15 protein-coding genes and 1 pseudogene are annotated in these 24,483 nt (G+C 72.9%); 7 read left to right on the top strand and 9 right to left on the bottom strand.

Translation table 11 applies throughout. The features are described 5' to 3' along the window. Positions 1 to 30: 30 nt before the first annotated feature. Complete coding sequence (locus ACZ7L0_RS36455; protein WP_471246858.1) at positions 31 to 2,151, top strand: FUSC family protein; 2,121 nt, start codon at positions 31 to 33, stop codon at positions 2,149 to 2,151. Here the strand turns inward: ACZ7L0_RS36455 and ACZ7L0_RS36450 are convergent. From ACZ7L0_RS36450 to ACZ7L0_RS36435, 4 genes are all read right to left on the bottom strand, one after another. Beyond that, positions 2,124 to 5,387, bottom strand: coding sequence for a bifunctional cytochrome P450/NADPH--P450 reductase (locus ACZ7L0_RS36450; protein ID WP_471246857.1), 3,264 nt, complete (start codon positions 5,385 to 5,387; stop codon positions 2,124 to 2,126). The two genes, ACZ7L0_RS36455 and ACZ7L0_RS36450, sit on opposite strands and share 28 nt — an antisense overlap. Positions 5,388 to 5,525: 138 nt before the next feature. Continuing rightward, positions 5,526 to 6,227, bottom strand: a complete 702-nt coding sequence (locus ACZ7L0_RS36445) for a hypothetical protein (RefSeq protein ID WP_471246856.1) — start codon at positions 6,225 to 6,227, stop codon at positions 5,526 to 5,528. Further along, positions 6,224 to 8,167 (bottom strand): N-acetylmuramoyl-L-alanine amidase, encoded by a 1,944-nt coding sequence (locus tag ACZ7L0_RS36440; protein ID WP_471246855.1) that lies wholly within the window; start codon positions 8,165 to 8,167, stop codon positions 6,224 to 6,226. The genes ACZ7L0_RS36445 and ACZ7L0_RS36440 overlap by 4 nt, the downstream gene beginning before the upstream one ends. Positions 8,168 to 8,352: 185 nt before the next feature. Beyond that, positions 8,353 to 9,897: a M1 family metallopeptidase gene (locus ACZ7L0_RS36435; RefSeq protein ID WP_471246854.1), complete on the bottom strand. Its 1,545-nt coding sequence runs from the start codon at positions 9,895 to 9,897 to the stop codon at positions 8,353 to 8,355. Positions 9,898 to 10,099: 202 nt separating this feature from the next. Between ACZ7L0_RS36435 and ACZ7L0_RS36430 the strand changes: the two genes are divergently transcribed. Further along, positions 10,100 to 10,513, top strand: a complete 414-nt coding sequence (locus ACZ7L0_RS36430; protein ID WP_471246853.1) for a hypothetical protein — start codon at positions 10,100 to 10,102, stop codon at positions 10,511 to 10,513. 43 nt (positions 10,514 to 10,556) lie between these two features. On the opposite strand, the pseudogene ACZ7L0_RS36425 reads toward ACZ7L0_RS36430, so the two are convergent. The 3 genes and pseudogenes from ACZ7L0_RS36425 to ACZ7L0_RS36415 all read right to left on the bottom strand — a co-directional run. After that, positions 10,557 to 10,760 (bottom strand): annotated as a pseudogene (locus ACZ7L0_RS36425) (IS5/IS1182 family transposase); the annotation flags it as partial. Positions 10,761 to 10,986: 226 nt separating this feature from the next. Next, positions 10,987 to 13,428 carry a helix-turn-helix transcriptional regulator gene (locus ACZ7L0_RS36420; RefSeq protein ID WP_471246852.1) on the bottom strand — a complete coding sequence of 814 codons (2,442 nt, stop codon included), beginning with the start codon at positions 13,426 to 13,428 and terminating at the stop codon, positions 10,987 to 10,989. A 61-nt stretch (positions 13,429 to 13,489) separates the two neighbouring features. After that, positions 13,490 to 14,248, bottom strand: coding sequence for an intradiol ring-cleavage dioxygenase (locus ACZ7L0_RS36415; RefSeq protein WP_471246851.1), 759 nt, complete (start codon positions 14,246 to 14,248; stop codon positions 13,490 to 13,492). 147 nt (positions 14,249 to 14,395) lie between these two features. Between ACZ7L0_RS36415 and ACZ7L0_RS36410 the strand changes: the two genes are divergently transcribed. Continuing rightward, complete coding sequence (locus tag ACZ7L0_RS36410; protein WP_471246850.1) at positions 14,396 to 16,111, top strand: multicopper oxidase family protein; 1,716 nt, start codon at positions 14,396 to 14,398, stop codon at positions 16,109 to 16,111. An 18-nt stretch (positions 16,112 to 16,129) separates the two neighbouring features. Continuing rightward, complete coding sequence (locus ACZ7L0_RS36405) at positions 16,130 to 17,332, top strand: MFS transporter (protein WP_471246849.1); 1,203 nt, start codon at positions 16,130 to 16,132, stop codon at positions 17,330 to 17,332. A 92-nt stretch (positions 17,333 to 17,424) separates the two neighbouring features. Here ACZ7L0_RS36405 and ACZ7L0_RS36400 read toward each other — a convergent pair whose 3' ends face one another. Beyond that, the gene (locus ACZ7L0_RS36400; RefSeq protein WP_471246848.1) at positions 17,425 to 18,150 is read right to left on the bottom strand and encodes a YqeB family protein; all 726 of its coding nucleotides are present in this window, start codon (positions 18,148 to 18,150) and stop codon (positions 17,425 to 17,427) included. Positions 18,151 to 18,360: 210 nt separating this feature from the next. Here ACZ7L0_RS36400 and ACZ7L0_RS36395 point away from each other — a divergent pair, with 210 nt between their 5' ends. The 3 genes from ACZ7L0_RS36395 (at position 18,361) to ACZ7L0_RS36385 (ending at position 21,759) form a co-directional block, all read left to right on the top strand. Continuing rightward, complete coding sequence (locus tag ACZ7L0_RS36395) at positions 18,361 to 20,445, top strand: xanthine dehydrogenase family protein molybdopterin-binding subunit (RefSeq protein ID WP_471246959.1); 2,085 nt, start codon at positions 18,361 to 18,363, stop codon at positions 20,443 to 20,445. 10 nt (positions 20,446 to 20,455) lie between these two features. Next, positions 20,456 to 20,911 (top strand): (2Fe-2S)-binding protein, encoded by a 456-nt coding sequence (locus tag ACZ7L0_RS36390; protein ID WP_471246847.1) that lies wholly within the window; start codon positions 20,456 to 20,458, stop codon positions 20,909 to 20,911. A 74-nt stretch (positions 20,912 to 20,985) separates the two neighbouring features. Further along, positions 20,986 to 21,759 (top strand): hypothetical protein, encoded by a 774-nt coding sequence (locus tag ACZ7L0_RS36385; RefSeq protein ID WP_471246846.1) that lies wholly within the window; start codon positions 20,986 to 20,988, stop codon positions 21,757 to 21,759. Positions 21,760 to 21,849: 90 nt separating this feature from the next. Here the strand turns inward: ACZ7L0_RS36385 and ACZ7L0_RS36380 are convergent, their stop codons facing one another. Beyond that, the gene (locus ACZ7L0_RS36380; protein ID WP_471246845.1) at positions 21,850 to 24,285 is read right to left on the bottom strand and encodes a SpoIIE family protein phosphatase; all 2,436 of its coding nucleotides are present in this window, start codon (positions 24,283 to 24,285) and stop codon (positions 21,850 to 21,852) included. Between the last annotated feature and the right edge of the window lie 198 nt (positions 24,286 to 24,483).

Genomic DNA, 24,483 nt, shown 5'->3' with positions numbered 1-24,483 from the left:
GGACGGACGCCCCACGGGCGGCGAGCGGTCATGAGCCGCAGGCCGGACCGCGCCGCGATCGTACGACGGTCGGTCCAGGTCACCTGCGCGGCGGGCGCCGGCTTCTACACCTTCCTCTACGGCTTCGATCAGTCCGCCTCGGCGCTGTACGCGCTGTTCGCCCCCATCGCCCTCGGCGTGCTGTCCGCCGTCCCCGGGACCGGCCGGAAGCAGGCGGCGGTCACCCTGAAGGCCCTGCCCATCGGGGCGGCCCTGGTCGCCCTGGGCACGGTGCTCGCGGCGAACACCGCGGCGGCCGTGGCCGGCATGCTCGTCACCGGCTTCCTGCTGAGCTTCGCGGCGGTGGCCGGCCCCCGCCCTGCGGGAGCCGCTCCCGGACTCCAGCTCTTCTACATCCTGGCGTGCTTCCCGCCCTACGCCCCGCAGACCCTGGGCGCCCGGCTGACGGGGCTGGCCGTGGGTGTCGTACTCCTCGCGCTCTGCCAGGCCTTCCTCCTGCCCGGGCCGCCCGTCGAGAGCTACCGGGACCGGCTCGCCGACGCGCTGGAGACGGCGGCCTCGGCCATGGCCGAACCGGCGCGGGTCCCGGTCGCGGAACTGCGCGAGCGGAGCCAGGAGCTGCGGCTGTCCCGGGTCGCACCCGGTGAGCGGCCGGCCGGTCCGGGCCGTGCGGACCGGGCGCTGGCCCACGCCGGTGCCGCGGCCCGCCGGACCCTGGAGCAACTGGCGTCCTGGACCACGGCATCCGCGCCCTCCGGCACGCCCCCCGTACCGGACCGGTCCTGCGCGGCACTGCTCGACCGGGCCGCCCGGACGTGCGCCGCCACGAGCGCGGCCCTGCGCACCGGCGGACCTCCACCGGACGCCGGGGCACTGGAAGAGGCGATCCGGCGGTTCCAGGCCGAGCGGATCCGGCGTGCCACCGATCCCACGGGCCAAGGCCCCGACACGGGGGGTCAGCGGCAGCAGGCCACGGTGCTGGCACTGGCCGAGTCGACGTGGATCGCGGTGACCGCCGTGGGCGTCACCGCCGACGGGCGCCGCACCTCGTCCCTCCCGCCCCGCGACCTCTTCTGGTACGCGGAACCGCCCACGGTCCAGCTGTGGGCACGCCGGATCGCCGGCAACATGACGCCCCGCTCGGTGTGGTTCCAGAACGCCGTACGGGTCGCCTGCGGTCTCGCGGCGGCACGGCTGGTCGCGGGAACCCTCGACCTCGCCCACGGATTCTGGGTCCTGCTGGCGGTCCTCACCCTGGGACGCACCACGGCCGGCGCCACCTGGCAGGCCGTACGCCAGGCCATGGCCGGCACCCTGGTCGGGGCCGTCGTGGCAGGCGCGCTGCTCACCGCGCTCGGCCGGCACCTGGACGCCTACGCCGCCCTGCTCGTGCCGGGCATGCTCATCGCCTTCACGCTGGGACCACTGCTCGGCATCGCCTACGCGCAGGGCCTGTTCACCCTCGTGGTCTCCCTCGTCTTCGCCCAGATCGCCCCGACCACCTGGCGGTTGTCCGAGGCGCGCATCGTCGACGTCGTCACCGGCAGCGCCATCGGCCTGCTGTGCGGGCTGCTGGCCTGGCCGGCGGGAGCCCGCCGGGAGGTCCGCCGGACCATGGCGAGCCTGCTGCGCTCGTGCGGTGCGCTGATCCCCGCCACGGCCGACTCGCTGCTGCCCGCACCCGCCCACCGCCCCGCACCGCCCGAGACATTGCCGGCCCTGCACCGCCTGCGCCTGGCGGAGTCCGCCTACGCCCAGTTCTGCAGCGAGCCGCCCACCGCCCGGGAGGGCGTTCGGGCCGACTGGCACGCGGTCCTCGTGGTGGCGCACCAGACCGTGCTGGGGGCACAGCGGCTGCCGCGCTTCGAGGCCCCCGTGCGCGACGTGCCGAGGGACGCGAGTGCCTGGGCCCGTGGGACGGCGGTGGAGCTCGCGGCGGACGCGGACCGGATCGCCGCGCTCCTGGACCGGGCCCGGCACCCCGCTCCCGGCCGCGATCCGCACGCCCCGCCGCCGGAGCACCGTCGGGCGCTGCCCACGGTCACCGATCTCGAGGTGTGGCTGACCGGCATCGACCGGCAGTTGGCCCGCATCGAACGCTCCGTCGCCCTCGACGCCGGACCTCAGCCGCCCCAGATGTCCTCCAGATAGCGCCGGCCGGACCGCAGACCGGCGAGCCAGGCCTCGCCGTCGGCGGACGCGGTGCCGGTCTTGGCGCGGAAGACGTCGGTGAGGGCGCGGCGGACGTCCGGAGCCATCCGGGTGGCGTCGCCGCAGACGAACACGACCGCGCCGTCCCGCAGCAGCCGCCACACCTCGTCCTGCTGCTCGGCGATGACCTGCTGGACATAGGTCTTGGCCCGGCCCGGCGTGCGGGAGAAGGCGGGGTGGAGCCGGACGATGCCGGCGGCCTCGTAGCCGCGCAGTTCGTCCTCGTAGAGGAAGTCCTGGTCGGCGCGGCGGCAGCCGAAGAAGAGCAGGGACTCGCCCACCGGCACGTCCTGTCGTCTGAGCGCGTCGCGGTCCTGAAGGAAGCCGCGGAAGGGGGCGAGGCCGGTGCCGCAGCCCACCATGATCATCGGAGTGTGCGGGTTCTCCGGCGGCCGGAAGGGGATCGTGGGCTTGCGGACGAAGGCGAACAGCAGGCTGTCCGGGCCGGCGGCGGCCAGATGGCCGGAACAGACACCGTGGTAGAGGCCGTGTCCGGAGCGTGCGGGGCTCTCCAGTACGCCGGTGGTGATGCTGCACACCTCGGGGGAGACGGCGGGGGAGGAGGAGATCGAGTAGTAGCGCGGCCGCAGCGGCGGCAGCAGGTCCAGATACGTCTCGAAGGGCAGGTCGCACTCGGGGAACTCGTCCAGCAGGTCGAGCAGCGACAGGCGCGGTGCGAGGATCCGTTCCTGGTAGTGGGCGCGGCTGTCGGGGCTGTCCCCGGCCAGGCCGAGCAACTCCGCACGCTGCTTGGGGTCGTCGGTGTGGGCGGCCATCGCCTCCAGACCGGGGCGGGAGGCCACGTCCTGCAGTTCCACCGAGCTGGACAGGACACCGATCAGCGGCACGGACTCCCCCGTGGGCAGGTGGGTGGGCACGCCGGGGCCGGGCTGGATGGTCACGTAGGTGCCGGGGTCGAGCTTGAAGTGCCGCAGCACCCGCCAGATCAGCTCGGGCCGGTTGCGGGGCAGCACGCCGAGGTGGTCGCCGGTGCCGTACTCGGTGCCGGGCGGCAGGGCGATCTCCAGGTGCCGGGTGGACCGTTGCGGTCGCTGCCCGTCGAAGTGCTGCAGTTCCCGGTTGGCCCGCACCACGGCCGGACGGGCGCTGTAGGAGACGACGACCGGGTTGGTCTCCCGCTTGTTGAACATGGAGACGGCCGGCCGGGGGCGTCGCGGTCCGGCCGCGGCCCCGGCCGGCTCGGCCTCGAGACCGAGGGCGTCCGTCAGATCGGCCCACAGGCCGTTGTGCCAGGCCCGGTACTCGCTGTCGAAGTCCGCCCGGGCGTCGCCCTCGCCGCGCGGGTGGACGCGGGTGGCGCCGTGCGCCTCCAGTTCGGTGTCGAGCAGTTTGGGCACGGCCTGGTAGGTGGCCGCCCAGTCGCGGTTGCCGCAGCCGAAGACGGTGTACTTCACCCCGGCCAGGCTGTCCTCGGCGGTCGCCGGATCACGCAGCCAGGAGCAGAAGCGGTCCGCGTTGTCGGGCGGGGTGCCGTTGTAGGAGGCGCTGACCGCGACCACCGCGCCCTCGGTGGGCAGGTCGGCGGTGCGGTCGTCGAGCGCGGCGAGGGTGACGGCGAAGCCGCGTTCGGTGCCCTCGCGGGCGATCTGGGTGGCCAGTCCCTCCGCGGTGCCGAGGTTGGAGCCGAACAGCACGGTCAGCGGGGTGCCGTGGGCGGTGGCACCGGGCGCCTCCGGCTCGGCGGCCGGCACGGCGTCGGCGAGCCCGGCGGGCGCGGATGCGCTGGCCGGGGCCGACGTGGCGGGGGCGGCGGCGGTCCGGCCGGGGCGTGGCCGCACCTTGATCCGCAGGCCGTGGGGCTTGATGGTGAGGGTCTGCTTGATGTGCAGCCGGTAGTCGAGGTGGTCGACCAGGTCGAACCGCTGGAGCAGCATACCCAGCACCAGCCGGGCCTCCTGGAGCGCGAACTGCCGCCCGATGCAGGCGCGTTGCCCGGTACCGAACGGCTTGTACGCGTTCGGCGGCACCCCCGCCCGCCGCTCCAGGGAGAAGCGGTCGGGGTCGAAGCGCTCCGGGTCGTCGCCCCAGACCGCCGGGTCGCGGTGCAGCGCGGGGCTGAGCACGGTCAGCGGGGTGCCCGGGCCGACGCGGTAGCGGCCGCCGATGACGGTCTCCTCCAGCGGGGTCCTGGTGAAGGCCGGCGCCGTGGGCCACAGCCGCAGGGTCTCGTCCAGGATCTGGCCGGCGTACGCCAGCCGCTGCACCTGTTCGAAGGTGGGCGCCGCGGCCGGGTCGGTGCCGAGCACCGCGTCCGCCTCGGCCCGCGCCCTTCGCAGCACCTCGGGGTTCTTCAGCAGGTAGTACACGGCGAAGGAAAGCAGACCGCTGGTGGTCTCGTGACCGGCGATCAGGAAGGTGATGCACTGCGCCCGGATGTTGTCGTCCGGCAGCCGCTCGCCGGACTTCCGGTCCACGCCGGTGAGCATGCAGCCGAGCAGGTCGCGGGTGCTGGTGTCGCCGGAGTCCCGGCGTTCCCGGATGATGCGGTCCACCACCGAGTTCATGTAGTCCAGGTCCTGTTGGGCCCGGCGCTCCGCGCGTCTGCGCAGCGGTGCCGTGAAGGCGGGCAGCCGGGCCCGGGTCTGGGCCTCCACGAGGGTGCGCACCATCGCCTCGACGAACGGGTGCGGGGTCTCCCGGTAGAAGGAGTTGAACCGGTAGCCGAAGCCGCACAGCGCGATGGTGTCCAGCGTCAGCCGGGTCATGTCGGCCGCCACGTCGGCCTCGTCGTCCGGATTGAGCCTGGCCCACTTGTCCATCAGCTGCCCGGCCAGGTCCAGCATCATCGGCAGGTACTCCCGCATCGACCGCATGCCGAACGGCGGCATCAGGATGTTGTGCGCGCGGTGCCACAGCGGGTCGGCGGTGTCGGCGCTGAACAGCCCGTTGCTGATGCCGGAGCCGCGCAGGTTGGACAGCCCGCCGGAGACCAGCTTGTCGAACCTGTGGTCGTCGCAGATCTCCTCGACCAGGTCGGCGCCGGAGACGATCAGCCGCTCTCCGCCCGGCGCCTGCAGACGGTAGATCGGGCCGTACTCGCGGGCCATCCGCAGCAGGTTCTCGGTGAGGTTGCCCCGGACCAGCGCCGGCGCGTTGCCCACCAACGGCAACGGGCGCGGTCCGGGGATCTCCGGGGCGGGAGTGGGCGCGGTCATGTCGGTCCCTCCGGCCCGTCCCCGCGACGCCGCAGCCCAGGCTGCCTGGCGGGCCGGGCCTGTCGTCGAGCCAACCCCCTCAGGTTGAGCATGCGCGCCGCCCCTGGCGGCTGCAACCGCGGCCCGGCTCGCGGGTCCTCAGCCGGAGCGCGGTGCGGTACGACGTGCCGTGCGGCGTGGGCCGCGGCCGAAACCGGAGCCGAGGACGAACGCGCCGATGACCAGCGCCCACAGCGGGAAGGCCAGCTCCAGCCAGGCCACGTTGCCGGCCCCCACCATCAGGGCCAGCCCGACCAGCCAGCCGAACCACACCAGGGCGCGCGGCAGCAGACGCAGGCGCCGGCCGATGGTGGAGGTGCAGAACGCGAACACCGCCGCCATACGCATCGAGTACTCGGTCAGCAGGGTGGAGGCGAAACTGTGGCCGAAGCCCCACAACTGCCGGTCCGCGTCGGCGGCCGTGGCCAGCATCCCCCCGGCGGCCGCCGCAGCGCACAACAGGACGGCCACGAACAGCAAGCCGCTGCCGAGGAAGACGGTGGCGAAGAACCTGTCCTCGCGCTCACCGATCCGGTCCCGTACCGCGGCGAGGAACCAGAGGAAGAAGATCCCCGCGAACGGCACCAGATCCAGCGCGACCTGGACGGCGCCGCGCCGCGAGGAGTCGGTCAGCCAGGGCCCGGCGGACGCCGGATGCTCCGGGACCGCCAGTCTGACCAGCACGATGGCGGTGCCCAGCAGCAGGCCGAAGAGGATCCCCGCGAGCCCGGCGGCCCGTGGGGTGCTGAGTGCCCCGTCCGACGGCGGCGACGGCCTGGTGCCGGTCTCCGTGCCGGTCATGGCCGGGGCGGGCGCGCCGTGTGTCCCGACCGCGGTCCGGCGGCGGCCGGTGCTGTCACCACGTCCACGTCGTCGGCCCGGACGTAGGCGAGCCGGTGCCCGAACTGGATCTCGTAGTACTGCTCCTGACCTTTGATCACCGGCATCGGTGTGTCGCTGAAGGTGGATCTGTCCACGTAGGAACCGGCGAGGCGGGACTGCGTCACGTACCGCTGGCCCGCGAGGATGCTGTACGGAAGCGGCGACTCGGACTGCTCCTCCACCCCGTCCGGATAGGCGTCGTCCTCCGGGAGGGCGCGCCCGAACACCGGGATGTCGCTCAGACCGTCCTTCGGGGTCACCATCCGGCCGGACGCGCCGACGGCCGTGGGGTGTTTGCCGGGATTCCTGAACCAGGCCTTCTTCCCCAGGTACCAGATCGCCGTCCAGTCGCCGCTGCGTCCGGCCACGGCGTAGGTCTGTCCGGCGGAGACCCGCGACCCCAGGTCGCTGACGTCCTCCGTGGAGTCGTCGCCGTCCGGGCGCCGCCCCGGGTCCTGGATCAGCGGGGCGTCGTCGTCCGGCTCGGTGTGCAGGCGGACGGCGCTGGAACCGTGCGGCGCACACGGCACACCGTCCCCCTTGCACCCGGTGAACCGCGGCTTGTGGGCGGAGTAGTCCGGCAGCACGGTCACCATGGCGCTGTCCGGTCCGGCCGTGGCGCGCAGGGGTGCGCCGAGGAGGTCGAAGTAGTGCCGCCAGTCCCAGTAGGGGCCGGGGTCCTCGTGCATGTCCGGGATGGACGAGGCGGTCGGGGAGGGCACGTTGTCGTGGCCGAAGATGTGCTGCCGGTCGAGCGGGACACCGTACTTCTTCGCCAGGTAGCGCACCAGACGGGCCGAGGACCGGTACATCTGCTCCGAGTACCAGGCGTCGGGCTGCGTGAGGAACCCCTCGTGCTCGATGCCGATCGAGCGGGCGTTGACGAACTGGCTGCCGGAGTGCCAGGCCATGTCCTTGGTCCTGACGTGCTGGGTGATGTGGCCGTCGCTGGAGCGGACCGAGTAGTGCCACGACGACTCCGTCGGATCCTGCACGGTCTGGAACATGGACTTCAGGGAGGCCTCGGTGTCGTGGATGACGATGTACTCGATCTTCTGGTCCCTGGGCCGGTCGGCCAGGTCGTGATTGCCGTACTGGCCGTCGTCGATCTCGACGTAGGGCGCGCTGAGCCAGGAGCAGGCCAGCTCCGGCGGGCACTCCACCTCCTTCGGCCGCGGTGCGGCCGAGGGGCCGGCGGTGTGCGGGCGCACCTTCGGGTCGGCGGGCAGCGTGACGTGCTGCGCCGCGTCCGTGGTGCGCTCGGCGCCCCGGCGGATCACGTCGAAGACGTCGTCGGCGTAGGTCGCCGCCGACGCGGTGTCGGTGGTGCCCGCGAAGCGCGCCACCGCCTCCCACCAGTCCGCCGGGTTGTCGCTGAGCGGCTTGCCGAGCCGCCGTTGCGTCGCCGCCAGGAGGGCCGCGCCGCCGCGTACGTTGGCTTCGGCGTCCGTCCGCAGCCGCTTCGCCGGGACGCCGATCAGACGGGCGGCCTCACGCAGTTCGGCCGGCTGCTGGGCGCGGCGGTTCGACTGTGCCGCGCCGGGTCCCGCGGGCGGCGGGGCGGCGGCGGAGTCCACCAGGTGCATCGGTCCGTAGCCGCCGCTGACACTCGGGGTTCCCGGATGGGAGTCCCAGCGCGACTGCAGGTAGGACACGCCCATGACCACGCTCCGGGGCACATGGAACTCGTCCGCGGCGGCCGTGAAGTCGTTCTGCAGGCGCTGGTCGGCCGCCTCGTCGCCGTCGGTCGGCGGCAGGGCCAGCACCGGGATCAGGAGCGCCGCCGACGCCGCCACGCAGGCCGTCCGGCGGTGCTCGCGTACGGCGACGAGGACACGGGGGGCAACACGTCGTCTCATTGCTGGTGTCTCCAAGGGGCTCGTCGCAACCAGGACAAGCGCAACCAGGACAAGGGAGTTGCCCTTCACGCCACCCCTCGTACGTTTCCGTGCCCCGCGCGCCACGTCGCGCCAAGGGTCCACCGCGTGGACCAGCCGCCCGGCACAGGCCACCCGGTCGGCGGCAACACGACGGCCGTGGCGGCTCAGTCCTGGACCGGATCCGTCCGCCAGTCCGGACGGCCCGGCATGGGCGGGGTGTGCTCCCCGTACAGCCACGGCGTCAGGAACGGTTCCAGGTCCCTGCCGGCGACCTCGGACGCGAGCGCGACGAAGTCACGGGTGCCGGCGGCCCGGCCCCGGTACTTCGTCACCCAGGACCGCTCGATCCTGCCGAAGGTCTCCTCGCCGACCTCCTCCCGCAGGGCGTAGAGCACCAGCGCCGAGCCGTCGTAGCGGATCTGCCGGAAGAGGGTCGGCTCGGTCGGTTCGGCGGGTGCACCGTCGTCGTGCCGCCACTGGTCGTGCCGCTCGTAGGCGGCCCGCATCGCGGCCTCGATGCTGTCGCCGCCGTGCGTGTCGGAGTAGAGACGCTCGTAGAACTGGGCGTGCCCCTCGCTCAGCCACAGGTCGGACCAGCGCCGGATGGCGACGCTGTCGCCCGTCCAGTGGTGGGTCAGCTCGTGCACGAGGTCGCGTTCGGCGCCGACCCGGTCGCCCAGCAGATCGGCGCTGGGCAGAACGGCCAGCGACTGCGTCTCCAGCGCCACCGGCTGGTCGGTGTCCCCGACCAGCACCCCGTAGCGGCGGAAGGGGTACGGGCCGAGCCGCGCCTCCAGCCAGGCCAGGTGCGCGGGGGTGAGCGCGCGGTACGCCGCGGTGTCCGTGACCAGGTCCTGAGGGACCACGTCCCGGACGGGCAGCCCGCGCGGGCCGGTGCTGTCGACGAACGCGAACCGTCCGATCGCCACCTGCACCAGCTGCGCCGCCACCGGCTCCTCGGAGTCGTACGTCCACCGGATGCGTCCGTCGGGCCGCCGCACGCGCTCGACGAGCCGTCCGCCCGCCACCGCGCTGATGCCCGGTGGGGTGGTGATGCGGAAGGTGACCGGTGCCCGCAGGCTCGGGTGGTCGTTCGCCGGGAAGATCATTCTGGCGCCGTTGGGCTGCGCGTAGACCACGGTGCCGTCGGGCGTGGGCACCCAGCCGTAGTCCTGGATCGCGTCGGCGCGATGCCGCCGCTGGGTCGGGTCGGCGGTGTAGGCCACCCGCACGGTGAAGGCGCCGCCGCGGGGGATGGGCCTGGGGGGAGTGACGACGAGTTCGTCGCCGTCGCGTACGGCCTTCGCGCGGGCGCCGTCGACGGTGACCGTGTGCAGTGTGTTGCCCGCGAAGTCGAGGTCGAAGCGGGACAGGGCCTGCGTGGCGGTGGCCCTGATGGTGGCGCCCGCCTCGAAGGGCGTGCGCGGTGCCCGCCAGTCGAGGGCGAGGGTGTAATGGCGGACCGTGTAGCCGCCGTTGCCGTCGAGCGGCAGGAGCGGGTCGCCGATGCCGGGGGCGCCGGGGGAGGGGGCCGGTCCGGACGAGGCGGCGGTGGGGCCGGGGGCGGGGGAGCGGTGGTCCGTGTGCGGGAGGACGCCGAGAAGGACGGCGGCACCGGTGATCCCGGCGGCACCGGTGAGTGCCAGGACGAGGACCGTGCGGCGGGTGCGGCCCCTCAGGGCCCGGGCGCCGGCGGTCGCGATCCTCATGGCGGCACTATGTCAGCGATATGACCCTACGAGGTGATTGTCGCTCCGTCGCTCACTCGTACGGGCTAGGCCGTGTCCGATGGGTCGCTCAGCAGAGTGCGGCTCATGACTGGCACACTGCTGCTCTGTGGCTGACATAGCAACTCAAGTAGTGCCGGTGGCCTCAGCGCTTGCGGGAGTCGCCCTAACACTTGCAGGCAACATGTACTTGGAGCACAGCAAGTGGCGACGAGCCCGGCATGCCGAGCAAGAAGTCCGGTCGATCCAGTCGTACGCCGATCTTCTGCAAGCGGCCACCGATGTCGCCCGCACACTCCGGCAGACGGCGGAACAGCTTGACGAGGGTCGCCAGGTCGATATGAAGGAGGTTGCCGCGGTGGTTGATGGCCACATCGGCCACGTGCGGCGGCAAGGCACAGTGGTTCGCCTCGTGGGCCCGCGCAGCGCCTTCGACCTGGTCAAGTCGCTGGAGGATCAGGTCGCCCCCGTCTATCGGCTGCTCACTGAGGTAGCGCGCTCAGGTGATGGCTCTGCTCTGGTAGAGCCTGCCCGGTGTTTGATGAGGACGCGGGACGCGATCACCGATCACTTGCGCAAGGCCGGAGGGCTCTCCTGACCTTCAGCCTCTCGGGCAAGCTCTGAGGACTGCCGGCAAGCCACGGACGGAGCCAGAGGCGCACGGCGGCAAACGCCCGCTTGTCGAATCGACGGGCCACGGCGCGGAAGCCCTTGAGGGCACGGATCGTTCGTTCCACTTCGTCGCGGCGCTTGTATATGGCCGGGGCGAAGCCGGTGGGCCAGCCTCCTGCGCTGCCTCGGCACTGGCGGTTGGCCCCCTGATCCTTGCGTTCGGGGATCGTCGCGGTGCCGAGCGGGCCGGCCACGCCGACCCGGAACGCTTGGCAGGCGATGACGGGCACCGGCGGCGTGTTGGGGCGCCCGGCTGGCTCTTCCACCGCCCGCCGCGCCCGATGTTCCGTGGCAGGTGCGGCCTCAGCCGGGTCCACTCCGCCTCGGATAGATCACCCCGCCCCACGAAGGTCGCAACGATCTGAACACCCGTCGGTTACCTGACCGGTCGGACACTGCCTAGCCGACGGGCCGTCGGCCGGTCACCCACAGGGCGATCTGGGTGCGTGAGCGCAGGCCCAGCTTGTCGCGGATCTTGTCGAGGTGGGTGGCGACCGTGTGGGGTGAGAGGTCCAGCTTCTCGCCGATCTGGCGGTTGGTCAGCCCTTCGGCGACCAGCTCGGCCACCGTCGACTCCCGGCCGGTGAGCGGACCGGCGGCGCGATCACCCCGCACGCCGGTCTCCCGCAGGGCGTAGGCGACCAGCCGGTCCCCGTGCAGCCGACGGCCTGCGCCGATGGCCGCTTCCCGTGCGGACACCGGCAGCCGCGTCCGTGCCCGCGCCGCCGCCTGCTCCACCCGGCGCCGCCACGGGGGCTCGGACCGGGTGTCCAGCCGACGGCGTGCCCGCGCGCTCGCCTCGCACAGCCGCAGGGCCCGCCGCAGGTCACCGCGCTCGGCCGCCACGATGGCCAGGCCCTCCACGGGGTAGAGCGCGTGAAAGCCCGTCGCGGGGACGATGCCGAGCACCTCGGCGAACAGCCGCTCGGCGCCGCTCGGATCGCCGAGTGCCAGCCGCACGGCGCCCGCGGTGTGCAGCGCGGCCGCCAGCTGGCGCCAGGGAGCGTGCCGCCGCAGCACCGGCAGGCAGCGGGACATCAGCGCGTCGGCCTCCCGCTCGCCGCCGGCCTGGTACAGGGCCCAGGCCAGGTGATGGGAGCACCATGCGGTGTCGTGCGCGTCGCCGAGCCCGGTGACGACGTCCAGGCACTCGCGCAGATCCGCCACGGCTTCGGCGAACTCGCCGCGGCACAGCCGTGCCGCCGCCCGCGCGTCCAGGGCGTTGGCCAGTCCTGCGGGGCGGTCGCGGGTGCGTTCGACGGCCACGGCCCGCTCACCGAGCCGGAGGGCCTCAGCCTGGTCCCCCTGCTGGCAGGCCACGCGGGCGGCCAGTGCCGGGACCGCGCCGCCCAGCGCCCGGCCGGCGGGGTCGTCCAGAAGCCGCGTCAGCAGCGCACGGGCGGCCGACGGCTGCTCCTGCTGATAGCGCACCCGGGCGAGTTCGAGCGCCGGCCCGGCCCGCAGGGCACCGTCGTCCTTCGTGCCGTGGGCCAGGGCCGCGACGAGGTTGTCCCGTTCCCCGGCGAGCGCGCCGCCGGCCTGGTCGGCGAACACCCCGTCACCGGCGCGCTCCGCCAGCGCGTTCAGCCACCGCAGGACCCGCTGCCGGGTGGCGTGCAGCTCGCCGGACTCCGTCAGGCGCTCCAGGGCGTAGACGCGGACGGCGGTGAGCTGCCGGAACCGTACGGACGGGGCGTCCCCCGGCACCCGTACGATCAGTGACTTCGCCTCGAGGGCGCACAGCACGCGGAGGACCTGCCGCGCCGCCACGTCGCCGCCGGTGCACACGGCCTCGGCCGCGGCCGTGTCGAACCCGCCGACGAGGACCGACAGACGCCGGAACACCGCCTGTTCCACCGGATCGAGCATCCGGTGGCTCCAGTCGATCGCGGCGGCCAGCTCACGGTGCCGGTGGGGTCCGGTCCTGCTGCCGTCGGCCAGGAGGGTCAGCTGGTCGTCCAGTCCCGCCAGGATGCCGCTCAGCGGAAGCGTACCGACCCGGCGGGCCGCCAGTTCGACCGCGAGGGTCAGCCCGTCGAGTCGGCGGCAGATCCCGGCGACGGCCGGGCCGTTGCCGCGGTGGAGCCGGAAGCCGGGGGCGCGGGCCGAGGCCCGGTCGACGAAGAGCCTGACGGCGTCGGCCCGTAACAGTGCCGCCGGATCCTCCTCGGCGCCCGGCGGAGCCAGCGACAGCTCCGGCACCCGGAACACGACCTCCCCGGGCACCCGCAGCGCCTCCCGGCTCGTGGCCAGGATCCGCAGCCCGGGGCAGCGGCCGAGCAGGGCCGCCGCAAGATGGGCGCACGGGTCGGCCAGATGGTCGCAGTTGTCCAGGACCAGCAGCCGGGTGGCGTCGCCGATGGCGTGGGCCAGGGCGTCGGTGCCGGTCCGCCCCGCCCGCTCGCCCACGGTCAGCGCGGCGGCCACGGACCGCGCCACCGCGGCACCCTCGTGCAGCGAGTCGAGCTCGACCAGGTCGACCCGGCCGACGCCGCCCGGTGGCCTCCGGGCGAACTCCAGCGCCAGCCGCGTCTTGCCGACCCCGGCAGTGCCCGTCAGGGTGACCAGCCGTGACGACCTCAGCAGGGTGCGCAGTCGGGCCAGTTCCGGCCGGCGGCCCACGAAGGAGTCGAGGGCCGGGGGCAGGCCGGGACCTCGGGTCGCGGCTGCCGGGGCCGGCCCGGACGAGGTGACAGGCTCCGCCGCGCGGGCGTCCCGGCGGGCCGCTCGCCGCCGGAACGCCCGTTGCCGGCACGCGCCGGAGCAGTAGCGGGCCGGTCGGCCGCCCGCTCCGCCGGCCAGGGCCGTGCCGCAGGACTCGCAGGTTCGACTCGGGTTCATCCCCGTTTCCTGGCCACGAGGCTGAGCGCGGAAACCGCCGTCTGCACCGGTCCGCGTGCTGTCAGGGTGTGGCGGTGGGGCGTATGCCGAGGACGACCGTCCCGGTCACTCCCTTGCCGAGGTCCCCGCCCACCTGGGTGAGGGTCAGGAGGGTGGAGGATCCGCCCCGCTGGTAGATGCCGTCGCGGGCGTTGAGCGTGCGCGTGGTCGTGTTCGTCCGGTAGGGGGCCAGGGCGGCGACCCGGGTGTTGTACGTCTCCGGGAAGTACAGCTGGCCGGTGTGGGAGACGTGGCCACCGTGGTAGTGCCCGTTGGAGACGGTGCCGCCGGTGTGCGTCTTGACGTGGATGTGCAGGGCGCGGCCCACGTACCAGCCCGGGTAGACGGTGGTGAACGTGGCGGCGCCCGTGGAGTCGGTCAGCTGCACCCCGCGCAGGAACGTCGTGTCCGGCGTGGAGCCGCCGGCCACATAGCCGGAGTAGATCCCGAGGGCGTCGCACTGCCAGATGTCGACCGCCGTGTCGGGCAGCGGAGCGCAGGTCGTGGCGTCGACCACCGTCACGCGGAGGGTCAGCGGGACGCCGGGTTTGCCCTCGGTGATGTCCTTGCGGACGGTCTCCAGGTCCAGGTAGTAGGGGCCCTCCGTCTGTTCGGGAGTCAGGACGCAGGCGGCGGCCTGCGGGGTGGGGGCCTGGGCCCTCGGCCGCGCGTCGGCGGTACCGGTGAGGCCCAGGGTGGCCAGTCCGAGGGTGACGCCGCCCAGACCGGTGATCACGGATCTGCGGCTGGCCGAGGGGTTTTGGTGGGGGGTGTCAGTCATGCTCCGACACTGGCCCCCGCCGCGATGCGGGGCATCCCTCACCCGAGCGGCGAGTCGAGGGCGTTACGAAACCTTGGTGTGCCTCATTCATGAGACGCGCCGCACCAGTTCTCGCATATTTCATCATAAAACGTGTGTTATTCAGTCATGGAGACACATACGCGGCGCACTTTGCTCGGTGCCTCGATCGTGGCCGCTGGGTCGGGATTCCTGGCCGCATGTTCCGGGTCCGGCCCCGACGCGCGGTCCGCCTCCCGCCCGGGGGCCGGCCCGCACGCCCGCCCCGCACCCCACGCGGCGCCCGGCTCCCGCCCAGGGCCCGGGACCGCCGGCGACGGCCACGGCGGCGCATTCGTCCCCGAGGGGCCCGAGGGATATGTGAACCCGTCCGATCCCGAGGTCCTCGCCGTCGAACGGGGACGCGGTTCCGGGCCGCTGCGCAGGGTCCGGCTCACCGCCGCCGAGACGTTCCTCGACCTGGGCGGACGGACGGTCAGGTCATGGGCGTACGGCGACACGCTGCCCGGCAGGGAGGTGCGGATCACCGCCGGTGACGTCCTTCATCTCACCCTGGCCAACCACCTGCCCGCGGCGACGACACTGCACTCGCACGGGGTGCGGATGCGCTGCGACATGGACGGCGTGCCGGGGCTGACCCAGCACGCCATCAGGCCCGGCGCGGACTACACCTACCGCTTCGCCGTGACGCACCCGGGCACGTACTGGCTGCACTCCCACTCGGGAGTCCAGCTCGACCGCGGCCTGTACGCGCCGCTGATCGTCGAGGATCCCAGGGAGCGGCTGTCGTACGACAAGGAGTGGGTCGTCGTCCTGGACGACTGGGTGGACGGCGTGGACCACTCCACTCCGGACAGAGTGTTCACGCAGTTGCACCACGGCAGGAACGCGCCGATGGGCATGGACATGGACCCGGCCTCGGACAGGGGAGGGCGCACGAGGCGTGACGCCGTCGGCCATGGCGTGTGGGCCGGTCGCCACACGTGGGCCGCCGGCACGTCCGGTGGCCCCTCCCGTGTCCTGCACGACTCCCACAGTCGCATGCTGCACGGCGCGGGCGGCCATGTCGCCTACCCGTACTACCTGGTCAACGGCCGCCTCGCACACGCACCTTCGGTCTTCCGGGCCCGTCCCGGGGACCGCGTCCGGCTGCGGATCATCAACGCCGGGGGTGACACGGCCTTCCGGGTGGCCCTGGCGGGCCATGAGATGACGGTGACGCACACGGACGGCTACCCGGTCGAGCACACCCGGACGGACGCGCTGCTGCTGGGCATGGCCGAGCGCTACGACGTACTGATCACCGCCAAGGACGGCGTGTTCCCGCTGGTCGCGCTCGCCGAAGGCAAGCAGGCACGGGCCCTGGCGGTGCTGCGTACCAGTAGCGGGGCGCTGCCCCGGTCCTCCGCGCATCCGCGGGAACTCGACGGCCGGGTCGTGCCGGCCAGGCGGCTGGTGCCGCACGAATCCGTCGCCCTGTGCGACCGCGAGCCGGACCGCGAGATGCGTATCAGGCTGACCGGCGGCATGCGGATGTTCGACTGGGGCATCGACCACCGGCCCTACTCCACCGGGCAACGCCACCCGGTGCGCGAGGGGGAACGGGTCCGGCTGACCGTCATCAACGCCACCGACATGTGGCATCCCGTCCACCTGCACGGCCACACGTTCGCCGTCAGGGGCGACAGCGCGCTCGGGGCCCGCAAGGACACCGCGGTCGTACTGCCGCACCGCAAACTCGTCGTCGACTTCAACGCCGACAACCCGGGCCTGTGGATGCTGCACTGCCACAACCTGTACCACTCCGAGTCCGGCATGATGACCGTCCTCGGCTACCGGAAATGACGCCGGCGCCGGTGTGTGATGAGCAGTGACGCCGAGCGTCACCGGCAGACCCGCCGGCCGGGGTACAAGGCCGCGGCGGGCGTCTTCGCCGTCGGCATGCTCGGCACCACCCTGCCCACACCGCTGTACGGGCTGTACCGGCAGCAGATCGGGTTCTCCGAACTGATCGTGACGGTGGTGTTCGCCGTCTACGCGGTGGGCGTCATCACCGCGCTGCTGGTGGCCGGCGACTTCTCCGACGTGCTGGGACGGCGTCCGGTGCTGCTGTCCGCGCTCGGGCTGGCCGCGCTCAGCGCCGTCTGCTTCCTGTGCGAGGGCGGTCTGCCGCTGCTGTACGCGGGCCGGATCCTGTCCGGCTTCTCGGCGGGGCTGCTGAGCGGCACCGGCACCGCGGCCGTCCTCGACCTGGCACCCCCGGGACGACGCGAACGAGCCGGCCTGGCGGCGACCGCGGCCAACATGGGCGGCCTCGGGCTCGGCCCCCTCGTCTCCGGGATCCTGGCCCAGTACGCGCCCTGGCCGCTCAAACTGCCCTTCCTCGTCCATCTGGCGCTCCTGGCGGTCGCCGTGGCGGTCACCTGCCTGCTGCCCGAGACCGTGCGCCGCACCGGGCCCCGGCCCTCGCTGCGTCCGCTGGGCATGACGGTGCCGCCCGAGGTGCGCGGCGTGTTCGCGCCCTGCGCCCTCGCCGCCTTCGCGGGCTTCTCCCTGCTCGGCCTGTTCACGGCCGTCGCCCCCGCCTTCCTCTCCCAGACACTGGGCGAGCGCAACCTGGCGGCGATCGGCGCGGTCGTCTTCTGCGTGTTCTGCGCCTCGACCTGCGGACAGCTGCTCATGGGCCGCATCGGCGCGCGCAGAGCCCTGCCGTGGGGCTGCCTGGTCCTCGTCGCCGGCCTCCTCCTCGTCGCGGCCTCACTGCTCCTGACGTCGCTTCCGGTGCTGCTGGCAGGAGCGGTGACGGGCGGCGTCGGACAGGGCATGACCTTCCGCGCGGGCCTGACCGCGGTGAGCTCCGCGGCGCCCCGGACGCACCGGGGCGCCACCATCTCGGCGTTCTTCGTCGTCGCGTACGTGGGCATCTCGTTGCCGGTCGTCGGGGTGGGCGCCCTGACGGTGGCGCTGGGCGTGCGCGACGCCGGTCTGGTGTTCACGGGGTGCGCGGTCCTGCTCGTCGCGGCAGTCGGCCTCCGCGTGAGCCGCCGCCCGCCCCGGCTCCCGTGACGGCGCCGACGGGGGTGGGCCTCGGCCCGGTCGCCACCCTGGTGCTCCTCACCGCCGGGAAAGCGACGAGTAGCGGGTTCATTCCGCGCCGTTCATTCCACGGCCGGGCCCGGCTCCCGGAAGGTCCTCCAGTACTGACGTCGCTTCTCGTCCCGCACCACGACGCCGAGCCGGGCCAGTTCCTCGCGGAGTTCGCGAACGTCGTCGTCGGAGGGGTCCTTCTTCTCCAGAGACTCCTGGCGGGCCTTGAGGATGGCGTTCGCACCTTCCGGGAGCCCGGGAGTGTCCGGGACCCAGCGGCGGAACTCGTCCTTGTGCGGATCGGTGTCCGCCCACCGGTAGCCGTGCCCGGTGAAGGCGTCGGCGACACGGCCGAAGTCCAGGCCGCACTCCTGCCGGGTGAGTTCGCCTCCGTCGTGGCCGAGCAGGACGAGTTGCCCGCCGTCGCGGAACGCCATGGCGATGGCCTCCCGCGGGAACTCCTGCGCGTGCCCCTTGCGGGTGAGCGTGACACGTCCGTCCGACAGGCGGATCACCGACTGCTCGTGCTGGGCGACGAGTCCCAGGGCCAGTCCGGCCAGCGAGCCCGCGACGGGCAGCGCCACGGAGGGGAGCGACGCGACGAGCCGGGCCGGTCCCCGCAGCAACGCCATGGGCAGGGCCACCAGCCACTCGGCCAGCAGGGTGACCACCCGGCCGGCCCCGGCCCCCGCCAGTACGAGAACGACGTAGACGCAGACGGTGCTCCAGAGCGGCTCGCCGACCACGGTGAGCCGGTCGCCCCGTGGGCGTCGTTCGGATGCCTTGCGCATGTCCATGTTCGAGTTCCCCCTCGCTCCTGCTGTTCGCTCAATAATAGACCGAGTGCTCGGTCTATTATTGAGCACAGCCAGGAACGGCAGAAGCGCGCACGATCGCGGAACGACACAAGCAACCCCGAAGGACGCTGACCCCTCATACCAGTCGAACCGGTCCGGGAACCCGGAGAGGAGCGTCTGTTGGCCCGTCAGTTGTCCCGCCGCAGGTTCGTGGTCTACTCGCTTGCGGCGTCCACCCTGACCGTCGCGGCCCCCCTCGGCTGCGACGCGTCGCCCGCCGAAGGCGCCGAGCCGGCCCGGGGACCCTCCGGCGTCCTGGTGACCGGCACCGACGAGGAGATGCTGGTCCTCGAAGTCACCGAAGCCAACAAGGTCGTCGTACGACTGCCGCGCGTCGAGGTCGGCCAGGGGGTCACCACCGCGGTCGCCATGATGATCGCCGAGGAGCTGGACGCCCGGCTCGTCGACGTCGACATCCCGCTCGCCGAGGCCCGCGCCAAGGGCAACCAGTACACCGGCGGTTCGAGCTCGGTGAGTTCGCTGTACGGTCCCGCCCGCGAGCTCGCGGCCCTGGCGCGCGCCAAGCTGGTGACCGCGGCGGCCAGGCGCTGGCACCTCCCCGCCCGGTCCCTGCGCACCCGGGACACGAAGGTGGTCGCGCCGGACGGCCGTTCGGCCACCTTCGGCTCCCTGACCGCGAGCGCCGCCCGGATCCAGCGGCCGGCCGTGTCGAGCAAGCCCAAGCCCGCGTCCGAGCACCGGGTGATCGGACGGCCGACGACCCGGATCGACGCCCGGGACATCGTCACCGGCAAGGCCCGGTACACCGGGGACCTGGCGGTGGCCGGAGCGAAGCCGACCGTGGTGGCCCGGCCGCCGACCCTCGGCGGAAAGCCCGTCTCGGTCGACGACCGGGTCGCGCGCGCCATGCCCGGCGTCCACGCCGTCGTCCGGATCGCCGGAGGAGTGGCCGTCGTGGCGGACTCCTTCCACCACGCCTTCAAGGCCAGGGACGCCCTGCGGATCACCTGGGCACCGGGGCCGCTCGCCTCGCTGTCCGACGCCGCGATCCGCTCGCGGCTGAAGGCCGCCGTCCCCCGCCTGGGCAACCCGCCGCGCGGATCGGCGCAGACGGAGGGCGAGTTCGAGTTCGCCTTCGTCAGCCACGCGCCGATGGAGGTGCTGACCGCGGTCGCGGACGTGCGCGCCGGCCGTGCCGAGATCTGGTTCTCCTCGCAGACTCCCATGGACGCGCGGGAGAGCATCGCCTCGGCGGTCGGACTGCCCAAGTCCAAGGTACGGGTCCATGTCATCCGGGGCGGCGGCTCGTTCGGCCGGCGCCTGAACTACGACGCGGCGATCGAGGCGGCCCTCATCTCCAAGGCGGCGCGCCGACCGGTCAAGCTGATGTGGAGCCGCGCCGACGACATCCGGCACGGCAGGATGCGCCCGGCCAGCCACCACCGGATCCGGGCCAGCCACGCACGGGGCAGGGTGGTGGCGTTCACCCACGTGATGGCCTCGGTGAGCGAGTCGTACGACGGGAAGGGCCTGTCCTCCCAGGGCGGAGTGACCCCGGCCGTCGCACGGGCGGCCGGGCCGCTGCCCAGTGACAGCGGCCTGTACAACTTCGGCCGGATCTCCGGGGATTCGGGCTCCGTCGAACTGGCGATCCCGCTCGGTGCCTGGCGGTCGGTGGACTCCGGGACCATGCGCACCGCGGAGGAGGTCATCGTCGACGAGGTCGCCAGGAGTCTGGGCAAGGACCCGGTCGCCTTCCGGCGCACCACGCTGCGGAACAAGACCGTCAAAGCCGTGCTGGACAAGGTCGCGACCGCCGGGGACTGGGGCCGGGCCATGCCGGCCGGCCAGGCGCAGGGCGTCGCCGTCCACGAGGAGTACGGCTCGTGTGTCGCCTGCCTGGTCGAGATCGACGCCGGCGACCCGAAACACCCCCGGGTGACGCGGGTCGTGATGGCGGCCGACGTCGGCACGGCCGTCAACCCGCGCGGACTCCAGGCCCAGCTCATGGGCACCGCGATCGACGGCATCTCCACCGTCCTCCAGGCCGGCCTGCACATCGACCGGGGCGCCGTCCGCGAGAGCAGCTACGCCGACTTCCGCTACGCCCGCCAGCGGCATGCCCCGCTGCGCTTCGAGGCGCACATCATGCCCTCCCGGCGGGAACCGGGCGGGGCCGGCGAACTCGGCGTTCCGGCCGCGGCCGGCGCCGTCGCCAACGCCTATGCCCGGGCAACCGGGTCCCGGCCCCGCCGCTTCCCCCTCGACTTCTGAGAAGGTGCCGATGCCGTCCTACTCCTTCGTCCTCAACGGGAAGCCGGTCACCGTCGAGGCACCGGCCGACATGCCGCTGCTGTGGGTGCTCCGGGACCTGCTGAACGTCACCGGCCCGAAGTACGGCTGCGGTGTGGGCGTCTGCCGTGCCTGTACGAGCCACCTGGACGGCGGGGAGATCCAGCCCTGTGTCGTCCCGGTCGCGGACTGCGCCGACCGCGAGGTCACCACGATCGAAGGCCTGGCCGACGGCGACAGGCTGCACCCCGTGCAGCAGGCCTGGCTCGACTGCGACGTCGCGCAGTGCGGCTTCTGCCAGCCGGGCCAGATCATGGCCGCGGCGGCCCTGCTGAAGAAGACGGCCCGGCCGACCGACGCCGACATCGACCGGATCGAGAACGTGTGCCGCTGCGGTACGTACTCCCGGATCCGCGAGGCCATCAAGAAGGCGTCGGCCCACGGGTGACGGACGGCGGGAGGCCGGATCGCCGGGCTTTTACCTGGGGCGCATGACGGTGTCAAGACACGACTTGTAGGAACATGACCGGTTCGTCCTGCTGGGGCGTACTTGAAGAGCGGCCACGCCGGAAGGAACGACCGGGGCCACCGATCAAGACACTTCCTAACAAGCAGGAGAAAACCATGATCCGCAACTTTGACAGCCGTAACAACAACGAGGCCGGTTCCAAGCGTCGGCGTCTGCGTCTGGCGACGTTCTTCGCCTCGGGTGCCTTCGTGGCCGGTGCCGCGATCATTCCGGCCACCTCCGCGATGGCGGCGCCGATGCCCGCTTCGCCGGCGGTGAGCCTGACCGCCCAGGTGCAGCACGACAAGCACGACAAGCACGACAAGCACCACGACGACTGGAAGAAGAAGAACAAGCACGACTGGAAGAAGGACCACAAGAACGACTGGAAGAAGGACCACAAGAAGCACGACCCCAAGCACGACCCCAAGAAGGAAGAGCCGAAGAACGAGCCGAAGAAGGACGAGCCGAAGAAGACCGGCGGTAAGGGCGGCGACGGCGGCGCCGGCGGTGTCAAGGGTGGCGACGGCGGTGCGGGCGGCAAGGGCGCCGACACCGGCGGTGCGGGTGGTGCCGGCGGTACCGGTGGTGTGCAGGGCGGCAACGGTGGCAACGGCGGTGCCGGTGGCCAGACCGGCGGTGCGGGTGGCAACGGCGGTGCCGGTGGCCAGACCGGCGGCGCGGGTGGCAACGGCGGTGCCGGTGGCCAGACCGGCGGCGCGGGTGGCAACGGCGGTGCCGGTGGTGTGCAGGGCGGCAACGGCGGGGCGGGCGGCGAAGCCCTCTGACGGCTTCGGCCTGTCACCCCTCACGGCCCGGGCGGGTTCTCCCCGCCCGGGCCGTGACCCGTTGACGGGCGCTTTCCCATGGCCGGGCGCTCAGTCGCCGGTGAGGAACTGTTCGGTCCACACGGTCTTGCCGGTGGGGTGGTGGCGGGTTCCCCAGCGCTGGGCGAGCTGGCCGATGAGGAGGAGGCCGCGTCCTCCCTCGTCGTAGGTGTGGGCGCGCCGCATGTGGGGGGCGGTGTTGCTGGAGTCGAAGACCTCGCAGGTGAGGGTGTGGTTGCTGTGGATGAGGCGGAGGCGGATGGGGGGCCGGCCGTAGCGGATGGCGTTGGTGACGAGTTCGCTCACGACGAGTTCGGTGATGAAGGCGGCGTCGTCGAGGTGCCAGGTGGTGAGCTGGTCGGTGGCTTGTTGGCGGGCGTGGGCGACGGTGGCGGGGTCGAAGGGCACGTTCCAGGTGGCGACGCGGTCGGCGTGCAGGGCACGGGTGCGGGCGACGAGCAGGGCGATGTCGTCGTCCGGGCGGTGCGTGAGCATGGAGGTGAGGATGCGGTCGCAGACGGTGTCGAGACTGCCGGCGGGGCGGGCGAGGGCGGCGAACATCTTGTCGAGGGATTCGTCGATGTCGTGGTCGCGGGCTTCGAGGAGGCCGTTGGTGTAGAGGGCGATGATGCTGCCCTCGGGCAGTTCGGTCTCGAACGCCTCGAAGGGCAGACCGCCCAGGCCGAGGGGCGGGCCGGGGGGTGCGTCGAGGAAGCGGACGGCGCCGGTGGGGGTGACGACGGCGGGCGGGGGATGGCCCGCGCGAGCCAGGTTGATGCGGCGGGTGACGGGGTCGTAGACCGCGTAGAGGCAGGTGGTGCCGACGCCGCCGGCGGTTTCCGCGGTGGCGGAGTCGGTGTCCGGGCCGGCTTCGTCGGCGGCGAGATGGATGACCAGGTCGTCGAGGTGGGTGAGGAGTTCGTCGGGGGGCAGGTCGACGTCGGCGAGGGTGCGTACGGCGGTACGGACCCGGCCCATGGTGGCGGAGGCGCGGATGCCGTGGCCGACGACGTCGCCGACCACGAGGGCGACGCGGGTGCCGGACAGGGGGATGACGTCGAACCAGTCGCCGCCGACGCCGGCCCGGCTCACGGCGGGCAGATAGCGGGTGGCGATGTCCACGGCCCCCTGCTCGGGCAGTGTCTGGGGGAGCAGGCTGCGCTGCAGGGTCATGGTGCTGGTGTGCTGCCGGGGGCGGTGCGTGCCGTGGATGCTGGTGGCCGTCCTGGTTACCAGTTGCTCGGCCAGCCACAGGTCGTCCGGGTCGAAGGGCTCGGTGCGCCGGTGGCGGGCGAAGAGGGCCACACCGAGCGTGGTGCCGGCCGCCCGGATCGGCAGCACGAGCAGTGAGTGGGTGCCCGTCTCACGGATCCAGGCGGCCTGGTCGTCACCGTCCGCCCAGCGGGCGATGACGTCCTCACCCCCCGCGTACCGGGCGCCGCGCTCCTCGGCCAGGCACTGCGCCACCGGCGACCACTGCGGATACCGGGCCTGGTCCCCCACCGCCCCCAAGGAGCGGGAACCCTCGCCGGACACGGCTCGCACCGCGGCCCGGCCCATCGTCACCGGCCCGGCCTGCCCTGCGGCGGGCGGCCTGCCGTGCCGGGTGCCCTCGATCAGATCGACGACGACCACGTCCGCGAACCGGGGGACGGCGACCTCGGCCAGTTCCTGCGCGGTGCGCCGGACGTCGGAGGTGGAACCGATCTGCGTTGCGGCGTCGTTGAGCAGCCGCATCCGCTGCCGCATGACGTGCTCGGGCAGATCGACGGCCAGGCACACGCCGCACACCTGCCCGGAGGGGTCTTCCAGCGGAGTGAGAGAGCTCTGCCAGCCGCGTTCGGCACCGGCACCGGAGACGTCGACCGGGAGAAGGCCGACCTCCGCGGTCTGCGGCTCACCCCGGTCGAGAACCAGGCGCATCCTCGTCTCGGCCGCACGGCTCGCCGTGCCCGGCGCGATCTCCGGCAGACGCAACCCCCGTACCGTTTCCTCGCTCAGCGACAGCAGCCGCTCCATACCGGCACTGGCCCGCACCAGCCGCAGACCCGCGTCGAAGACGGCCAGGACGTGGGGCGACTGGCTGAAGGCCCATTCGCCGAGCTCCTCACCGCCGGGCATGCGCGCCGCCCCCGCCACCGCGGACACCACCAGCCACTGCGCGCCCGGGCCGTCCGTGGTGCGCCGGTGGGCCAGCAGGTTCCGCTCCAGCCGCTGACCGTCCCGGTGCCGCAGCGCCACCGTGCCGCTCCACCGCCGGTGCGCTGCCGCATCCCGCCACGCCCGCTGCCCGGCGTCCTCGGCGAGCAGCCGGGCGGCGTGCTGTCCCACGACCGTCGAGGCCATGTAGCCCAGCAGTCGACGGGCACCCTCGCTCCACGCCGTCACGATGCCCTGCTCATCGACGATGGCGGCGGCCGTATAGGCGTCGTCGGGCACGGTGTGTGTCTGCGCCTGCTTGCCGGGAGGGGTGGGAACTCGCTCCATCGCCGCTCATCCTCCGGGGAACCTGCACGGCCGGGCCCTCCTAACCAGGATGATCCCGAGAGCCCCGGAGCACCAATCCGCCACGGTCTTCGGTGGCGGGGCCCTGTGACGCGCCTGTGACAGTCGGCGGACACGGTGGTGAAGTCGGTCGGCCAGGCTTTTTGAAACGGACAAATTGCAGCTTTCGGGCATTTGTCC

Source organism: Streptomyces sp. NPDC039424 (assembly GCF_055639495.1).
This window is presented reverse-complemented; position numbering and strand designations above follow the sequence as displayed.